At 72.3% G+C, this 16,365-nt stretch carries 16 protein-coding genes; 9 read left to right on the forward strand and 7 right to left on the reverse strand.

Going from position 1 to position 16,365, the window contains the following annotated elements; translation table 11 throughout:
- Positions 1 to 26: 26 nt before the first annotated feature.
- From OG246_RS20730 to lgt, 9 genes are all read left to right on the forward strand, one after another.
- Entirely contained in the window at positions 27 to 680 is a 654-nt protein-coding gene (locus OG246_RS20730) for a TIGR02234 family membrane protein (RefSeq protein ID WP_266465376.1), read from the forward strand.
- 181 nt (positions 681 to 861) lie between these two features.
- On the forward strand, positions 862 to 1,107 hold the full coding sequence (locus tag OG246_RS20735) for an HGxxPAAW family protein (protein ID WP_266465379.1): 246 nt from the start codon (positions 862 to 864) through the stop codon (positions 1,105 to 1,107).
- Between the two features lie 91 nt (positions 1,108 to 1,198).
- On the forward strand, positions 1,199 to 1,654 hold the full coding sequence (locus OG246_RS20740; protein WP_266465382.1) for a DUF2752 domain-containing protein: 456 nt from the start codon (positions 1,199 to 1,201) through the stop codon (positions 1,652 to 1,654).
- A 175-nt stretch (positions 1,655 to 1,829) separates the two neighbouring features.
- Complete coding sequence (trpC, locus tag OG246_RS20745; RefSeq protein WP_266465385.1) at positions 1,830 to 2,639, forward strand: indole-3-glycerol phosphate synthase TrpC; 810 nt, start codon at positions 1,830 to 1,832, stop codon at positions 2,637 to 2,639.
- Positions 2,640 to 2,715: 76 nt separating this feature from the next.
- Positions 2,716 to 2,898, forward strand: a complete 183-nt coding sequence (gene trpM, locus OG246_RS20750) for a tryptophan biosynthesis modulator TrpM (RefSeq protein ID WP_266470761.1) — start codon at positions 2,716 to 2,718, stop codon at positions 2,896 to 2,898.
- 379 nt (positions 2,899 to 3,277) lie between these two features.
- Positions 3,278 to 4,564, forward strand: a complete 1,287-nt coding sequence (trpB, locus tag OG246_RS20755) for a tryptophan synthase subunit beta (RefSeq protein ID WP_266465388.1) — start codon at positions 3,278 to 3,280, stop codon at positions 4,562 to 4,564.
- On the forward strand, positions 4,561 to 5,376 hold the full coding sequence (gene trpA / locus OG246_RS20760) for a tryptophan synthase subunit alpha (RefSeq protein ID WP_266465391.1): 816 nt from the start codon (positions 4,561 to 4,563) through the stop codon (positions 5,374 to 5,376). The genes trpB and trpA overlap by 4 nt, the downstream gene beginning before the upstream one ends.
- A gap of 102 nt (positions 5,377 to 5,478) precedes the next feature.
- The gene (locus OG246_RS20765; RefSeq protein ID WP_266465394.1) at positions 5,479 to 6,255 is read left to right on the forward strand and encodes a thioredoxin domain-containing protein; all 777 of its coding nucleotides are present in this window, start codon (positions 5,479 to 5,481) and stop codon (positions 6,253 to 6,255) included.
- 121 nt (positions 6,256 to 6,376) lie between these two features.
- Positions 6,377 to 7,384, forward strand: coding sequence for a prolipoprotein diacylglyceryl transferase (lgt, locus tag OG246_RS20770; protein ID WP_266465397.1), 1,008 nt, complete (start codon positions 6,377 to 6,379; stop codon positions 7,382 to 7,384).
- 65 nt (positions 7,385 to 7,449) lie between these two features.
- On the opposite strand, the gene OG246_RS20775 is transcribed toward lgt, so the two are convergent.
- From OG246_RS20775 to OG246_RS20805, 7 genes are all read right to left on the reverse strand, one after another.
- Entirely contained in the window at positions 7,450 to 8,289 is an 840-nt protein-coding gene (locus tag OG246_RS20775; RefSeq protein WP_266465400.1) for a CoA ester lyase, read from the reverse strand.
- The gene (locus OG246_RS20780) at positions 8,286 to 9,488 is read right to left on the reverse strand and encodes a CaiB/BaiF CoA-transferase family protein (protein ID WP_266465403.1); all 1,203 of its coding nucleotides are present in this window, start codon (positions 9,486 to 9,488) and stop codon (positions 8,286 to 8,288) included. Before OG246_RS20780 ends, OG246_RS20775 begins: the two co-directional genes overlap by 4 nt.
- The gene (rbsK, locus tag OG246_RS20785; RefSeq protein ID WP_266465406.1) at positions 9,485 to 10,423 is read right to left on the reverse strand and encodes a ribokinase; all 939 of its coding nucleotides are present in this window, start codon (positions 10,421 to 10,423) and stop codon (positions 9,485 to 9,487) included. Before rbsK ends, OG246_RS20780 begins: the two co-directional genes overlap by 4 nt.
- Positions 10,420 to 11,910 (reverse strand): ADP-ribosylglycohydrolase family protein, encoded by a 1,491-nt coding sequence (locus OG246_RS20790; RefSeq protein ID WP_266465409.1) that lies wholly within the window; start codon positions 11,908 to 11,910, stop codon positions 10,420 to 10,422. Before OG246_RS20790 ends, rbsK begins: the two co-directional genes overlap by 4 nt.
- Positions 11,907 to 13,061: an ADP-ribosylglycohydrolase family protein gene (locus tag OG246_RS20795; RefSeq protein WP_266465411.1), complete on the reverse strand. Its 1,155-nt coding sequence runs from the start codon at positions 13,059 to 13,061 to the stop codon at positions 11,907 to 11,909. Before OG246_RS20795 ends, OG246_RS20790 begins: the two co-directional genes overlap by 4 nt.
- Before the next feature lie 7 nt (positions 13,062 to 13,068).
- On the reverse strand, positions 13,069 to 14,337 hold the full coding sequence (locus OG246_RS20800) for an ADP-ribosylglycohydrolase family protein (RefSeq protein ID WP_266465414.1): 1,269 nt from the start codon (positions 14,335 to 14,337) through the stop codon (positions 13,069 to 13,071).
- Between the two features lie 446 nt (positions 14,338 to 14,783).
- Complete coding sequence (locus OG246_RS20805; protein ID WP_266465417.1) at positions 14,784 to 16,106, reverse strand: ADP-ribosylglycohydrolase family protein; 1,323 nt, start codon at positions 16,104 to 16,106, stop codon at positions 14,784 to 14,786.
- Positions 16,107 to 16,365: the final 259 nt, after the last annotated feature.

Genomic DNA, 16,365 nt, shown 5'->3' on the forward strand with positions numbered 1-16,365 from the left:
ACGGTTCGCCCGGGGTTCAGGCGATAGTGGAGTACGTGACTGCTGTTCCGCATCCCCGATCCGAAGCCGCCGGACCCGCCAGGTCCGGCCGCCGCAGCCTTGCCGTCGCCCTGCTCAGCGGCGCCCTCGGCGCGGCCGTGGCACTGCTGGCGACCCGCCAGAACTGGTCGGCGGGCACCGCGACGGTGGCCGGCGGCGACTTTCCGCTGACCGCCGCGGGCAGCGACGTCACGGGCGTGCCCGCGGCGCTCGCCATAGTGGGCCTCGCCGCGCTCGTCGCCGTCTTCGCCGTACGCCGCTCCGGGCGCTTCCTGGTCTCCGCGCTGCTCGCGCTCTCCGGCGCGGGCATCGTCGTCGCGGCCGTGCTCGGCGCCGGCGACAGCTCCGCGCTCGACGAGAAGGCCGCGGCGGCCTCCGGCGACACCGCCGCCACCGCGGCCGCGCTCAGCCACACCGCCTGGCCGTACGTCGCCGCCGCGGGCGGCGCACTCATCCTCATCGCGGGTCTCCTCGCGCTGCGCTACGGGCGGCTCTGGCCCGCGATGTCGGGCCGGTACGAGCGCGACGGGGCGCCCCGGCCGCGCAAGGCCAAGCCGGTCGACCCGGACCGCCCCGAGGACATCTGGAAGGCGCTCGACCGGGGCGAGGACCCGACGGGTCCTGACCCGGCAGGGACCTGAGTCACCTGAGTCCCGGTCTTGGGAAGGACCTCCGGCCCGGGACTTTCGTCACGACCCTGCGGAACCGACGCGCGAGGAGAGACCCCCCGCTCACCTCATGCCCGCGAGTACGGGACAATGGTCGTCGAGCGTCCGACCCACCACACGTACGCAGCACATACACAGCAACGAGGAGCAAGTCATGGCGGGCAGCAGCCACGGTCACACCCCGGCCGCCTGGACCGGTGTCACCATCGCCTTCATCGGGTTCTGCGTCTCCGGCGCCTTCACGGTGCTGGCCGACCCGCTGGGCTTCTGGGCCGGTCTGGTCATCGTCGGTCTCGGTGGTGTCGTCGGCATGGTGATGCAGGCGGCGGGCCTGGGCAAGACGAAGGCCAAGCCCGCGGCCCCGGTCCGTGAGCGTGAGGCCGTCGGCGTCGAGGGCTGAGCGTCCCGTAGACCTGGTGAGAGGCGGTTCCGGCGTATGTGCCGGGGCCGCCTCTCACGCGTACGGGCGTTCCGGGCGGGGGAGGGGCAGAATGCGTGGGGTGAACGCCGAATCCCAGAGGGTGGCACAGGGCGCGGAGTCCGGAGCCGGCGCCGTACTGCGGCGGCTCGCCGTTCCCGGTGGGGTGCTCGCGGCCGTCGTCGGTGCCTTCGCGTACGTCGGGGCCGTCGACCCCAACCAGCCCGGGCACTACCCCGTCTGCCCGCTGCTGCGGCTCACCGGCGTGTACTGCCCCGGCTGCGGAGGTCTGCGCAGTGCGCACGCCTTCGTCCACGGGGACTTCGCGGCGGCGCTCACGGACAACGCGCTCGCCGTCGTGGGGTATCTGGGCTTCGCGGTGGTGTGGACCGTCTGGGTGGTCCGGTCGGTGCGCGGGCGCCCGGCGCGGATCGAACTGGGGCGGGTTCAGCTGTGGACCGTCGGCGCGTTGGTGCTGGTCTTCACGGTTGTCCGGAACCTGCCCTTCGGTGGCTGGCTGCACCCTTGATCAAATGACAAAGGTCCAGGTAGTGGGACCGGCGTCAACCGGATGCGAGGTCTACGCCTTCCTCCGGATACCATCGCAGTGACGCGTCTGACACGTCCGAACCGTCCCAGGCGGTGAACCCGGGTCAGCCGCTCAACCGCTTCAACTCTCCACCGCAGGGAAGGGGGCCGCTCGCGTGAGTGTGCTCGACGAGATCATCGACGGAGTCCGTGCCGACCTCGCGGAGCGGCAGGCGCGCGTCAGCCTCGACGAGCTCAAGGAGCGCGCGGCGAAGGCTCCGGCGGCCAAGGACGGCGTGGCGGCCCTGCGCGGCGACGGCGTCAAGGTCATCTGCGAGGTCAAGCGCTCCAGCCCGTCCAAGGGCGCGCTCGCCGCGATCGCCGACCCGGCCGCCCTCGCCGCGGACTACGAGGCGGGCGGCGCGGCCGTCATCTCGGTCCTCACCGAGCAGCGCCGCTTCGGCGGCTCGCTGGCCGACCTGGAGGCCGTCCGGGCCAAGGTCGACATCCCCGTACTGCGCAAGGACTTCATCGTCACGTCGTACCAGCTGTGGGAGGCCCGTGCGTACGGCGCCGACCTCGCGCTGCTGATCGTGGCCGCCCTCGACCAGGCCGCCCTGGAGTCCCTCATCGAGCGCGCCGAGTCCATCGGGCTCACGCCGATCGTCGAGGTGCACGACGAGGACGAGGCCGAGCGGGCGGTGGACGCCGGCGCGAAGGTCATCGGCGTCAACGCGCGCAATCTCAAGGACCTCAAGGTGGACCGCTCCACCTTCGAGCGCGTCGCCCCCGAGATCCCGGCCGGCATCGTCAAGATCGCCGAGTCCGGCGTCCGCGGCCCGCACGACCTCATCGCGTACGCCAACGCCGGCGCCGACGCGGTCCTGGTCGGCGAGTCCCTCGTCACCGGCCGCGACCCCAAGACGGCGGTCTCCGACCTGGTAGCGGCGGGGGCCCACCCCGCCCTGCGCCACGGACGGGGCTGACACCCCGGTGCCCACCTCGCCCCACGCCACCGCCACCTCCCGTCCGGGCCCGCGCCCCGACGGGGGTTCGGCCTGCGTGGGGTCGGCCGTGCCGCTCCCGGCCGCCCAGGACGCCTACGCCCGCCTCGCCCGGGGCTGCCGCCCGCGCGGCTGCCGGGCGCCCGCGCGCCGTGTCCACGGACGCCGTGTTCGCTATGTCATCGGCGATGAGCCGGGCCAGGTCAACGGCATGCGATGGCGCCTCGCGCGCGCACGCTGACACCGTCCCGGGCCGTTTCACCCTGCGGGTGAGCCGACCTGGAAAGAACTCCGGCTCCGCCGTCCGGCTCGGGCTCCGCCCGCTGCCGACTGTGGTTCCGGCCGGTTCGGCACCGCCGATCACCGTCATCGGGCTTCTCGCCGTCGCGGCGGAGAGAACCGCCTTGCGGTGCTTCCTTCGCCTCCCTGCCGTTCGGGTAGGGCACCCATCCCAGGTAAAGGCCGGTGGGTGGGAAAGCAGGCGAGGAACCGGCGGGCTTGGCCGGTCCGGCAAAGGTGCCCCCAGCGGGGCCCGTCGCCCGAGGCATGCGTGCGTACGTCGATAACGTGAACCCCTGTCCGACCCGTAACCGGGGCCGACGCCCCTGCGAGGTAGCCGCATGCCCAGCGAGTTCTTCATTCCCGACCCCGAGGGTCAAGTTCCCAGCGCCGAGGGGTACTTCGGCGCGTACGGCGGCAAGTTCATCCCGGAGGCGCTGGTCGCCGCCGTGGACGAGGTCGCCGTCGAGTACGACAAGGCGAAGTCCGACCCCGAGTTCGCCCGTGAGCTCGACGACCTGCTCGCCCACTACACCGGGCGGCCCAGCGCGCTGACCGAGGTGCCGCGCTTCGCCGAACACGCCGGTGGCGCACGGGTGTTCCTCAAGCGGGAAGACCTGAACCACACCGGATCCCACAAGATCAACAACGTCCTCGGGCAGGCCCTGCTCACCCGGAGGATGGGCAAGACGCGCGTCATCGCGGAGACCGGAGCGGGCCAGCACGGCGTCGCCACCGCCACCGCCTGTGCCCTGTTCGGCCTCGAATGCACCATCTACATGGGCGAGATCGACACCCAGAGGCAGGCTCTCAACGTCGCGCGCATGCGCATGCTGGGCGCCGAGGTCATCGCCGTGAAGTCCGGCAGCCGGACGTTGAAGGACGCCATCAACGAGGCGTTCCGCGACTGGGTCGCCAACGTCGACCACACCCACTACCTGTTCGGGACCGTCGCCGGGCCCCACCCCTTCCCCGCCATGGTGCGCGACTTCCACCGGGTCATCGGGGTCGAGGCACGGCGGCAGATCCTGGAGCGCGCCGGACGGCTCCCCGACGCCGCCGTCGCCTGTGTCGGCGGCGGGTCGAACGCCATCGGGCTCTTCCACGCGTTCATCCCCGACGCCGGCGTACGCCTCATCGGCTGCGAGCCGGCGGGGCACGGCGTCGAGACCGGTGAGCACGCCGCGACCCTGACGGCGGGCGAGCCGGGCATCCTGCACGGCTCGCGGTCCTACGTCCTCCAGGACGAGGAGGGGCAGATCACCGAGCCCTACTCCATCTCGGCCGGACTCGACTACCCGGGCATCGGACCCGAGCACTCCTACCTCAAGGACAGCGGCCGCGGCGAGTACCGCGCGGTCACCGACGACGCGGCCATGCAGGCCCTGCGCCTGCTCTCCCGCAGCGAGGGCATCATCCCGGCGATCGAGAGCGCGCACGCGCTGGCCGGAGCCCTGGAGGTCGGCAAGGAGCTGGGCCCGGACGGGCTGATCCTCATCAACCTGTCAGGCCGCGGCGACAAGGACATGGACACGGCCGCCCGCTACTTCGGCCTGTACGACACCGACGCGTCCGTCGCCGCGGACGCCGAGGGCGAGAACGCCGAGATCGAGGGGGACGCCAAGTGAGCGGCAACATCCAGCTGTTGAGTGACGCCCTCGCCGGTACCAAGGCGGAAGGGCGGTCCGCTCTCATCGCGTACCTGCCGGCCGGGTTCCCGACCGTCGACGGCGGCATCGAGGCCATCAAGGCCGTCTTCGACGGGGGCGCCGACATCGTCGAGGTGGGCCTGCCGCACAGCGACCCCGTCCTCGACGGCCCCGTCATCCAGACCGCCGACGACATCGCCCTGCGCGGCGGAGTCAAGATCGCCGATGTGATGCGGACGGTCCGGGAGGCGTACGAGGCGACCGGCAAGCCGGTGCTCGTGATGACGTACTGGAATCCGATCGACCGCTACGGAGTCGAGCGCTTCACCGCCGAACTGGCGGAAGCGGGCGGCGCCGGATGCATCCTGCCCGACCTTCCGGTGCAGGAGTCGGCGCTGTGGAGGGAGCACGCCGAGAAGCACGGGCTCGCGACCGTCTTCGTCGTCGCGCCCAGCAGCAAAGACGCCAGGCTCACCGAGATCACCGCGGCGGGCTCCGGCTTCGTGTACGCGGCCTCGCTGATGGGTGTCACCGGCACCCGTGCGTCGGTGGGCGCCCAGGCGCAGGACCTGGTGCGGCGCACCAAGGCCACCACCGAACTGCCCGTCTGCGTCGGCCTCGGCGTCTCCAGCGCCGAGCAGGCCGCCGAGGTGGCCGGCTTCGCCGACGGTGTGATCGTCGGGTCCGCCTTCGTGAAGCGGATCCTGGACGCGCCGGACGAGGCGGCCGGCCTGGAGGCCGTACGCGCGCTCGCCGCCGACCTTGCGAAGGGTGTGCGAGGGGCGCTGTAACAGACAGTGCCTACGTGTACGTAACGGACAATCCGCTCACTCGAACGGGTGGACCTGGGACCGGGGAGGCGCGCTGCGCCTTCCCGGTTCGTTCTGCCGGATGTGAGCGAGAAGAACCGTGACGGAAAGCGCAATGCCCGCGAGCGGCTGGCGGTCGAGCGAGAGAAGCAGAAGACCGCGGAGAAGCGCCGTCGGGCGCTGATCGTGGGGGCTTCGGTGGTCTGTGTCCTTGGCCTGGCCGCGGTGATCGGCGTGGTGGCCGCCAACTCCGGCAAGGACAAGAAGAGTGACGCCTCCGGCCCGGTCGTGACGCCCTCGGGCGCGACCGGCAAGGACAGCCTCGCGATCCCCGTCGGCAAGGACACCGCCAAGTCGACCCTCACGGTGTGGGAGGACTTCCGCTGCCCTGCGTGCAAGTCCTTCGAGACCGCCTACCGCTCGACGATCCACGAGCTGGTGAACGCCGGCCAGCTGAAGGTCGAGTACCACCTCGTCACGATCATCGACGGGAACATGGGGGGCAGCGGCTCCCGCAAGGCCGCCAACGCCGCGGCCTGCGCCCAGGACGCCGGAAAGTTCACCGCGTACCACGACGTGCTGTACGAGAACCAGCCCGAGGAGACCGACGACGCCTTCGCCGACAACAGCAAGCTCATCGAGCTGGCGGGCAAGGTCGACGGCCTGGACACGGCCGCGTTCCAGAAGTGTGTCAACGACGGCACGCACGACAGCTGGGTCGTGAAGTCCAACGCCGCCTTCCAGAGCAGCGGTTTCAGCGGCACGCCGACCGTGCTGCTCGGCGGCACGAACATCTACGCGGACCAGTCGATGACCCCGGCGAAGCTGAAGCAGATGGTGGAGGCGGCGAACAAGGGCTGAGCCCTTCGTCTCCCGGCCCAGTGCCCCCGGCTTCTCGCAGGCCGGGGGCACCTCCCGTTATGGAGCCGTTGCCGGGCCGCTTGCCGTGGGCCGCGTCCGGCACGGTAGCGTCGACCCTGCCATGGAATTTGCCTATATCCCCAGTCCGTCGCAGGGTGTGCTGCATCTCGGCCCCATTCCGCTGCGCGGCTACGCGTTCTGCATCATCATCGGCGTCTTCGTAGCCGTCTGGCTCGGCAATAAGCGCTGGATCGCCCGCGGTGGGCTGCCCGGCACGACGGCCGACATCGCTGTCTGGGCCGTGCCGTTCGGCCTGGTCGGCGGCCGGCTCTACCACGTGATCACGGACTACGAGCTGTACTTCAGCGAGGGCCGCGACTGGGTGGACGCCTTCAAGATCTGGGAGGGCGGGCTCGGTATCTGGGGCGCGATCGCGCTCGGTGCGGTGGGTGCGTGGATCGGCTGCCGCCGACGCGGTATCCCGTTGCCCGCCTGGGCCGACGCCCTCGCTCCCGGCATCGTCTTCGCACAGGCCATCGGGCGCTGGGGCAACTGGTTCAACCAGGAGCTCTACGGCAAGTCGACGGACCTCCCCTGGGCGCTGAAGATCACGTCCTCGACGGACGGCCGGGTGCCCGGGCTGTACCACCCGACGTTCCTGTACGAGTCCCTGTGGTGCGTCGGTGTCGGCTTCCTCGTGATCTGGGCGGACCGCCGCTTCAAGCTTGGGCACGGGCGGGCGTTCGCGCTGTACGTCGCCGCGTACTGCGTCGGCCGTTTCTGGATCGAGTACCTGCGCGTCGACGAGGCCCACCACGTCCTGGGCATGCGTCTCAACAACTGGACCGCGATCGTGGTCTTCCTCCTCGCGGTGGTCTACCTCGTGCTCTCGGCGCGGATGCGGCCGGGGCGCGAGGAGGTCGTGGAGCCGGCCGCGGTGGCCTCCGGCGAGGGTGACAGTGAGGGCGACGGTGACGCCGTCGACCTGGACAAGGCCGAGCCGGCCGATACGGAGTCCGCTGACGCGGAGCCGGCTGACGCCGAGGCCCCGGAGTCCGACGAGGACGCTGAGCCCTCGGAGTCCAAGGAGTCCGCGGCGGACGAGGCCGAGTCGGCCAAGAAGAGCTGACGGTTTTCTGTACGTCGAAGGGGGCGCCGCATCTCAGGATGCGGCGCCCCCTTCGCGTGCCCGCGTCAGCCCCTTCGGTGTGCCAGGGCCAGTGTCCGGTGGGCGCCTGCTACCACTGCCGCGTCCACGAAGGTGCCGTCGGGGAGGGCCTGGGCGCCGGGGTCGGTGGTGGCTGCTTTGAGGATTGCTTCGGCGGTTTCGATTTCTTCGGGGGTCGGGAGGTAGGACTGCTCGATGACCGGGAGCTGGCGGGGGTGGATGGCGGTGCGGCCGAGGAAGCCGAGGGTGCGGCCGTGGGTGCAGGAGGCGGCGAGGCCGTCGAGGTCGCGGATGTCGGGGTAGATGGACTGGGCGGGCGGCGCCAGGCCTGCGGCGCGGGCGGCCACCACCACGCGGGCGCGGGACCAGTCCAGGCCCGCGTCACCCCGTACGCCCAGGTCCGCCCGTAGGTCGGCCTCGCCGAGCGCGATGCCGCGCAGGGCCCGGTGCGAGGACGCGATGGTGAAGGCCTGCTCCACGCCGAGGGCCGTTTCCAGGAGGGCGTACAGCGGGATCGCGCCGCCGCCGGAGGGGGTCGCGTTCTCCGCGACCCGTACGACGTCGGCGGGCGAGGTCACTTTGGGGAGGCGGAGCCCCGACAGACCTGGAAGCGGGGAGAGGGTCTTGAGGTCGGCTTCCGCCTGTGGGCTGTCCAGGGCGTTCACGCGGACGTGGACCGGGACGGGCGGGGGCTCGGAGAGGAGTTCCGCGGTGGCCGCGCGGGCGTACTCCTTGCGGTCCGGGGCGACCGCGTCCTCCAGGTCGATGAGAACGACGTCCGAGCCCGACACCAGCGCCTTGGCGACGATCTCCGGGCGGTCTCCGGGGACGTACAGCCAGGTGAGGGGGAGGTGCCCCGCGGTCACAGGGCTCCCTCCGCTCGCAGGGCGTCGATCTCCCGCTCCGTCAGGCCGAGTTCGGCGAGGACCGTGTCGGTGTCCGCGCCGTGCGGGCGGCCCGCCCAGTGGATCGCGCCGGGGGTGGAGGAGAGCCGGAAGAGGACGTTCTGCATACGGAGGGGGCCGAGTTCGGGGTCCTGGACGGTGGTGATGGTGTCCAGCGCCTCGTACTGCGGGTCCGTCATCACGTCCCGGACGTCCTGGATGGGGGCCACCGCGGCCTCCGCCTTCTCGAAGGCCTCCAGGACTTCGGTGCGGGTGCGGTCGGCGATCCACGCGCCGACCGCCTCGTCCAGGACGTCCGCGTGGCGCGCGCGGTCCGCACTCGTCGCGAACCACGGTTCGTCGATCAGCTCCGGGCGGCCGACCAGCCGCATCAGGCGTTCCGCGATCGACTGGGCGGAGGTGGAGACCGCGACCCAGGAACCGTCGGCCGTGCGGTAGGTGTTGCGGGGCGCGTTGTTCGCGGAGCGGTTGCCGGTGCGGGGCTGGACGTGGCCCAACTGGTCGTACCAGAGCGGCTGCGGGCCGAGGACGGTCAGGATCGGTTCGATGATCGCCATGTCGACCACCTGCCCCTCGCCGGTCCGCTCGCGGGCCGTAAGCGCGGTCATCACGGCGTACGCCGTCGCCAGGCCCGCGATCGAGTCGGCCAGGCCGAAGGGCGGCAGGGTCGGCGGGGCGTCCGGCTCGCCGGTGATCGCCGCGAAGCCGCTCATCGCCTCCGCGAGCGTGCCGAAGCCCGGGCGATGCGCGTACGGCCCGAACTGGCCGAAGCCGGTGACCCGGGCGAGCACGAGGCGGGGGTTCGCGGCCGAGAGTTCCGCCCAGCCGAGGTCCCACTTCTCCAGCGTGCCGGGGCGGAAGTTCTCGATGACGACGTCGGCGGTGGCGGCGAGGCGGAGGAGGGTCTCGCGGCCGCCCGGTTTCGACAGGTCGAGGGTGATCGTGCGCTTGTTGCGGCCGAGGAGCTTCCACCAGAGACCGATGCCGTCCTTGGACGGGCCGTGCCCCCGGGACGGGTCGGGCTTGGTGGGATGCTCGACCTTGACGACCTCCGCGCCGAAGTCGCCGAGCATGGTCGCGGCGAGCGGCCCGGCGAAGAGGGTGGCGAGGTCGAGGACGCGCAGGCCGGTGAGGGGTGCTTGCCCCGGGTGCGCGTTCATGAGGTGGGCCGCGGGTGCTGCGAGACCTGGGACGCCTGGGTCGTCTGGGACGCCTGGGCGTCGATCTCGGCGCGGTACGGCATCGAGGACGACGCTCCTGCCTTCTGCACCGAGAGTGCGGCAGCGGCCGATGCCCACGCGAGGGCCTCCGGCATCTCCCGGCCTTCGGCGAGGGCCACAGCGAGGGTGCCGACGAAGGTGTCGCCCGCGCCGGTCGAGTCCACGGCGGTCACCCGGGGCGCGGGCACGGTCATGGGTGTGGCGCCGCGGGCCGCGTACAGGCTGCCCGCCGATCCCAGCGTGATGACGACCTCCGGGACCTGGTCGAGCAGGGCGGCGGCCGCCGCGTGTGGATCGGTGATGCCGGTGAGCGCGGCGGCCTCGTGTTCGTTGGGCACCAACAGGTCGATGGTGGCGAGGAGTTGGGGTGGCAGCGGCTGGGCGGGGGACGGGGTCAGGATGGTGCGTACGCCGTGGCTGCGGGCCGCCTCGGCGCCCGCGAGGACCGCGGACTGCGGGATTTCGAGCTGCAGCAGGAGGGCGTCGGCGGTGGCGATGAGGCCCTCGTCGCCGGGGGCGAGGGCGGAGACTGTGGCGTTCGCGCCGGGGATGACGACGATCGCGTTGCCGCCCTCGTCGTCGACGACGATGTGCGCGGTGCCCGACGGGCCCTCGGTGGTGCGCAGATGGTCGGTGTTCACGCCCGAGTGCTCCAGCGTGGACCGGAGTTGGCTGCCGAAGGCGTCGTAGCCCACCGCGCCGATCAACGAGACGTCGGCACCCGCGTGCACCGCGGCCACCGCCTGGTTGGCGCCCTTGCCGCCGGGGATCGTACGGAACTCCCGGCCCGTCACGGTCTCGCCGCGCTGCGGGGCCTTGGCGACGTACGCGACGAGGTCCATGTTCGTGGAGCCGAGAACGGCGATGTGGGTCATGGGCGGGGTGCCTCCCGGCGGGTGAGCAGGTGGGTCAGCTGGGCGAGGTTGTCGAAGCCGGTGCCGTTGAAGTCGGCGATGGAGGTGGCCAGTCGGTTCTTGAGGGGAGTGGTCCAGCGGTCGGGGAGTGCGGTGGGGGAACCCGCGAGCAGGCCCGCGATGCTGCCGGCCGTCGCGCCGTTGGAGTCGGTGTCCCAACCGCCGGACACCGCACGGCAGATGGAGCCGGAGAAGTCGCCGTTCGCGTGGGTGAGGGCGGCGGCGATCAGGGCGGTGTTGGGGATGGCGTGGACCCAGTGGTAGGCGCGGTGGGTGGTGTGCAGTTCGTCCACGAGGTCGTCGAAGTTCTCTGTCGTACGGGCGAGTTGGACTGCGTGCCGGACCGCCTCGGCCAGCCGGGAGCCGGGCGGGACCACGGTGAGTCCGGTGCGCAGGCAGGTGTGGACGTCGCTGCGTCCGGTGGCTGCCTCGGCGATCGTGGCCGCCGTGAACATCGCCGCGTACACGCCGTTCGCCGTGTGGGTGAGGGTGGCATCGCGGTGGGCCTGTTCTGCCGCGGCTGCCGGGTCGCCCGGGTTCGTCCAGCCGTGCACGTCGGCGCGGATCAGGGCGCCGATCCATTCGCGGAACGGGTTGCGGTGGCGGGCGGTTCGTGGGGGTTCGATGCCGGTGAGGAGGTTGCGGTAGGCGATGCGTTCCGCGGTGAACGTGCGGCCTGCGGGGAGTTCGTCCAGCCAGAGGCGGGCCACGTCCGTGGTGGTGAAGTCTCTGCCGTGGCGTTGGATCAACAGGGTGTTCAGGAGCGGGTAGTTGAGGTCGTCGTCCTCCGGCATGCCGTCGATGTTCTCGGCGAGGGAGGTTTGCGCGGAGCGTTTGTTCCACGGGTGGGCGTGGGTGAGTTCCTCGGGGACGCCTTTTGCTGTGAACCAGGTGTGCAGGGGCCAGTTGCCTGTGGCTCGGGCCAGGTCTCGGATCCCTTGTAGGGGGAGCTTTTCTACTGGTTTGCCCAGTAGGCAGCCTGCGGCTCGGCCCAGCCAGGCGGCTTCCAGGTGGGCCTGGGTGGGGGCTGGGGGTGGGGTGGGTGCGCTTGCCTGCGCTTGCAGGGTGCCGCTGTGCCCACCCGTGCCGCCCCTAGCGGCACGCATGCCCACAGCGGGGTTGGCTGGGGCGGCACCCGGCGTCGGCGGCGCAGTTGGTGACGGCCAGTCCGGGCAGTGGGCCTTGATCTGGGTCAGGTCCGTCGGCTCTTGGTCTGCCAACCTGCTTGGCAGGTCTGCCAGTTCGTCCAAGAGGTCCTCTGCGAGGGCCCGGAGGTATCGGGACGTCGGAGTTGGGGACGCGCCGGCGCGGGATGGTGCCGCCGGGCCGCCCGCCGCTCGCCAGCGTGCGGCGATGGCCGATGGCTCGCGGCCGTCCTGGGTTGCCTGGGCGAGTTCGTGGCCGAGGAGGTCCTCGGGCTGGACCCAGGTGAGGCGCAGCGGTGTCACCGTCGGTCCGCCAGCACGGTGTACGCCGTCTCGTGTGTTCGTCGGCGGTGTACGTCCCGTTCGAAGATCTCCCGGGCCACCGCCGTGAGCGACTTCGCCGGGGTCTCGAGGTCGAGGCGGCTCGCCTCCGCGACCGTCTTGGCCCAGTCGCGGGGGATCTCCGAGCCGAGGGCTCCCGCGAGGGCGCCGGACATGGTGGCGATGGAGTCGCAGTCGCGGCCGTAGTTCACGGAGCCGAGGACCGCGTGGCCGTAGTCGCCGCCGGAGAGCACCAACATGCCCAGGGCGATGGGGAGTTCCTCGATCGTGTGCAGCCGGGACGGGCGGCGGGCGCCGAGGGAGGGGGACCGGTAGTCGGGGCCCACTGTGTCGTAGGGGGCGACCGCCTCGCGCAGCGGGACCAGCGCCGACTCGAAGTTCGTGTGGCGGGCGGCGACTTCGCAGACCGCCTCGATGGCGGCGCGGGTGCCGTCCTTGGCCAGGGCCAGACACGCGGCGACGACCGAGTCGGGCGTCGCTCCCGGTGCGCAGGCCGCCGCCACCGCAGCCGCGAAGACTCCGGCGGCCTCGCGGCCGTACGAGGACTGGTGGGCGCCCGCGATGTCGAGGGCCTCGGCGTACGCGCCCGCCGGGTTGGCCGCGTTGACCAGGCCGACCGGGGCCATGTACATCGCGGCACCGCAGTTGACGATGTTGCCGGTGCCGGCCTCCCGGGGGTCGACGTGGCCGTAGTGCAGTCGCGCCACGAGCCACTTCTCGGCGAGGAAGATCCGCTGGAGCGGGAGGGCCTCGGCCTCCAACTCGGGGATCCAGCGCGGGTTGGACATGAGGTCGGGGACCAGGTGCTCGGCGACCGCGTACGCGTCGAGGTGGTCGCGGACGGTGGCGTACACGCGTACCAGCGCGTGGGTCATCAAGGTGTCGTCGGTGACGTGCCCGTCGCCCTTGTGGTACGGGGCGATGGGGCGGGCGGTGCGCCAGGCGTCGCCGTTCCAGGGACCGACGATGCCGTGGACGCGGCCGCCGTGGCGTTCCGTGATCTGCTCGGGCGTGTAGCCCTCGACGGGGCCACCGAGGGCGTCGCCGACGGCGGCCCCGACGAGGCTTCCGGTGATCCGCTCTTCCAGACTTGCTGCTCCTTTGGGCGTCATGCCCGAATCATCCCTCTGGGGTACTCAGTTCCGTCGCTTCCAGAAGGTCGGCGAGTCCGATCAAGTCCGTGCCGGTCAGGCGGGGCAGGGCGCAGCCGGAGAGGGTGCGGCAGGCGTCGCGCCAGGAGGCCGGGATGGCGTCGCCGCCGCCGAGTGCGCCGGTGAGCGCGCCCGCGAGGGCCGGGGCCGAGTCGGCGACGCGGGACAGGCACGCGGCGGCGGGCACCGCCTCGGCGATCCGGCCGCGCGCGGCGGTGGCGAGAGCGAGGGCCACGGGGACGGTTTCCGCCGCCGCGATGCCGTAGCTGTACACGTGATCGACGATCTGGTGTTCCAGCAGGGGGACCAGGGCGAAGGTGCCCTCGCTGTCGCGGGCGAGCTTCAGCGCGTGGCGGGCGTTGCGGCCGATCTCCGTCGACTCGGGGAGTTCGGCGAGGGCGGCGTCCGCGCAGGCGTCGACGTCGGCCCCGGCGAGGGCGAGCGAGATCGCGGCGGCCATCGCGCGAGCTCCGTGCACGCCGTCGCCGTCCTGGGTGTAGCGGGCGTCGAACTCGGCGAGTTCGGCGGCGAGCCGGGGGTCGCCCGGGTGGGCCACGGCGAGCACGCAGGCCCGTACGCAGGCCGCGTCGTCGAAGTAGTGGGGGTTGTCGTGGCCGGTGGCGGGCGGGCGCAGGCCGGTGGCGAGGTTGCCGAGTCCGGCCCGTACGGAGATCCGGGCGCGGAGCGGGAGCAGGGCCGATTCGACCTCGGGGGCGCGTTCGGCCGCCGCGGCGACCTCGCTGGCGATCGCGTTCCACGACAGGTCGATGGACGCGCGCATACGCCGCTCCCGGCTCAGGTCCCCGAGCGCGGTCGCGTCCCCGGCCCGCAGCACCGCCTCCGCCGCGAACGCCGCCCACTCCGCGTCGTCCGACGGACCGAGCCGCAGCGGCTCCGGCGGCTGGTTCAGCGCGATCGGCACGGGCAGCGTCGTCGTCGCGTTCTGCTCCGCGAACGTGTCCAGCTCCCGCGTCAGCCGCCGCGTCCACTCGGGCATCCGAGCGGCCCGATGCCGCGCGGCGGGCCAGCCGGCGGCATCGCCTGCGGCGAGACCGAGAAGCAGCCCCTCGATACGGCGGGGCCGCCCTGGGAGGGCGGCGGCTCTCTTTTCGCCGGGGGCGGGGAGGGGGTCCGCCCCGGGGGCGGAGTCCGCCGAGGGGGCAGGCTCTGCCGAGCGGGCAGTGCCTGCGGCGAAGGCGGAGCGCGTGAAGAGGGCAGTGGCTGGGGCGAGGGTCAAGTCTGTGGCCAGGGCAGTGCCTGCTGGCAGGGCGGAGTCCGTAGAGAAGGCCGTGCTTGCTGAGGGGGCGGAGTCCGTGGGGAGGCTGGAGTCCGTGGACGGGGCAGCGTCGGCTGGCAGGGCGGCACCCGTTGCGAGCGCAGTGTCCGTGGAGCCGCGGGAGTCCGCGGAGGAGACATTGCCTGCCGAGCGGGCGGAAGCATCCGGGGAAAGGGCAGCGTCTGCCGACGGGGCAGTCTTTGTGGAGAGGGCGGAGTCCGCCGCGGGGTCGGAGTCCGCGGGGGCGGTGGCTGTGGCGAGGGCCGTGTCTGTTGAGGGGTCGGAATCCGGCACAGGGTCGGAGTCCGTGAGGGCGGTGGCTGGGGACAGGGCTGAGTCCATCGTCGGGGCGGAGTCCGCTGAGGGGGCCGGGCCCTCGTCCGGTTCGTCTCGCATCAGGCCGGGGGTCATCGCTGTACCTCGTCCTCGTCGGCGGCGAGGACGAACGCGTCCGGGTCGGGGCCGGGCCACGTGTCGTACGGAGCCGCGTTCCGGGCGGGCTCGCGCCGGTCTCGTACGGGCCCGGCCCACTCCCGTACCGGCTGAGCCGCTCCCTCTCCTGCGGGCCCAGCCCACTCTCGTACGGTCTCAGCCCCGTCGCGTAGGGACTGACCTCCCCCTGCGGGCCCCGCCCCCTCCCGTGCGGGCCGGCCGGCCTCTCGTGCAGGGCCGGCCCAGCCTCGTACGAGCTCGTTCTCATCTCGTACGAGTCCTCCCGCACCCCACTTCCCGTCGTCCCCCGGTGTCAGCAACTCCGCCACGTCCAGTACGTGGTGGCCTTCCATGGAGGGGAGGCAGCTGCCCAGCGCGGGTCCGATCGCTGCCGCCCACGCGGCCGGGATCGAGGAGGCGCCGCGGGTTGCTCCGGCGAGGGCGCCGGCGACCGCCGCTGTCGTGTCGGCGTCGCGGCCCATGTTGACCGCGGTGAGGACGGACTCGGTGAAGTCGCCGTCGGCGGCGGCGTACGCGCCGAAGGCGAGGGCGACGGCCTCGGGGGCGAGGTCGGTCCACGGGTAGCCGCCGATGACGACCGCCGAGCGGACCGCGCGTTCGCCGCGGTGGGCGACGGCGACTGCGCGGCGCAGTGAGCGGGCGGTCCAGGAGTCGTCCGGGATGACGGCGAGGGCGGAGGCGACGACGGCGATGGTCGGGGCCCCCGCCATGGCCGCCGCGACCCCCGCGGCGACCGCCTGGCCGCCGTAGATGCCCTCACCTTCGTGGCTCACCGAGCCGTCGATCGCCACCAGGCGGGCCGCTTCGGCGGGGCGGCCCGCGGCGAAGACGCCGAAGGGCGCCGCGCGCATCGCGAGACCGTCGCTCCAGGCATGCCGGTGCTGGGCGGAGATCGGTGCGGCGAGCCCGCGGCGGAGGTTCTCCAGGGTGCCCCGTTCGCTGAACCCTGCGCCCCGGAACGGGCCCTCGTCCCGGTCCGCGATCCACTGGTGCCAGGCCGCCTCGACATGGGTCACGGTGAGCGCCGAACCGTGCCGGGCCAGCAACAGGCCCGAGAAGATCGCGTACTCGGTGTCGTCGGTCCCGGCCGGGTGCTCGGCGACGTACCCCGTGATCCGGCCCCACTTCGCACGGATCTCGGAGGGCTTCATGTTCTCGGCGGGCGCGCCGAGCGCGTCCCCCACGGCGAGGCCGAGCAGCGCGCCGCGCGCTCGTTCGCGGAGTCCGGCGGCGTCTCCGGGCGCCGGGGCCGAGGGAATGCAGGCGATGGAAGCCATGGGTGCTTCTCCTCTCAGGGCTCCATCGCCGCCGTTCGCGACGAGTCGACGCGCGGAAACCTGGGAAACCCGCGCGGAACCCTTTGCGGATCTGTCCCACCTACGCGGTTCACCAGAGCCTCGCGCACCTCAGCATCACCCGGTCGACATCTGCGCTTCACCTGGCACAGATGAGCGAAAAACCGTAAACGTGCAGGTAAGCCCAGCCTTTCCTTGCTGGCGAGCGCGAAATTATCGGCGTAGTTTTGGGGTTGTCGAA

It is taken from the genome of Streptomyces sp. NBC_00620, from assembly GCF_026341825.1.
Lineage (GTDB): Bacteria > Actinomycetota > Actinomycetes > Streptomycetales > Streptomycetaceae > Streptomyces.

Bases quoted from the DNA above. Each gene is read 5' to 3' on its own strand.
- OG246_RS20735 (WP_266465379.1), top strand. From the start codon at position 862: ATGGCGGGCAGCAGCCACGGTCACACCCCGGCCGCCTGGACCGGTGTC.
- OG246_RS20740 (WP_266465382.1), top strand. From the start codon at position 1,199: ATGCGTGGGGTGAACGCCGAATCCCAGAGGGTGGCACAGGGCGCGGAG.
- trpB (WP_266465388.1), top strand. From the start codon at position 3,278: ATGCCCAGCGAGTTCTTCATTCCCGACCCCGAGGGTCAAGTTCCCAGC.
- lgt (WP_266465397.1), top strand. From the start codon at position 6,377: ATGGAATTTGCCTATATCCCCAGTCCGTCGCAGGGTGTGCTGCATCTC.
- OG246_RS20780 (WP_266465403.1), bottom strand. From the start codon at position 9,488: ATGAACGCGCACCCGGGGCAAGCACCCCTCACCGGCCTGCGCGTCCTC.
- rbsK (WP_266465406.1), bottom strand. From the start codon at position 10,423: ATGACCCACATCGCCGTTCTCGGCTCCACGAACATGGACCTCGTCGCG.
- OG246_RS20795 (WP_266465411.1), bottom strand. From the start codon at position 13,061: ATGACGCCCAAAGGAGCAGCAAGTCTGGAAGAGCGGATCACCGGAAGC.
- OG246_RS20805 (WP_266465417.1), bottom strand. From the start codon at position 16,106: ATGGCTTCCATCGCCTGCATTCCCTCGGCCCCGGCGCCCGGAGACGCC.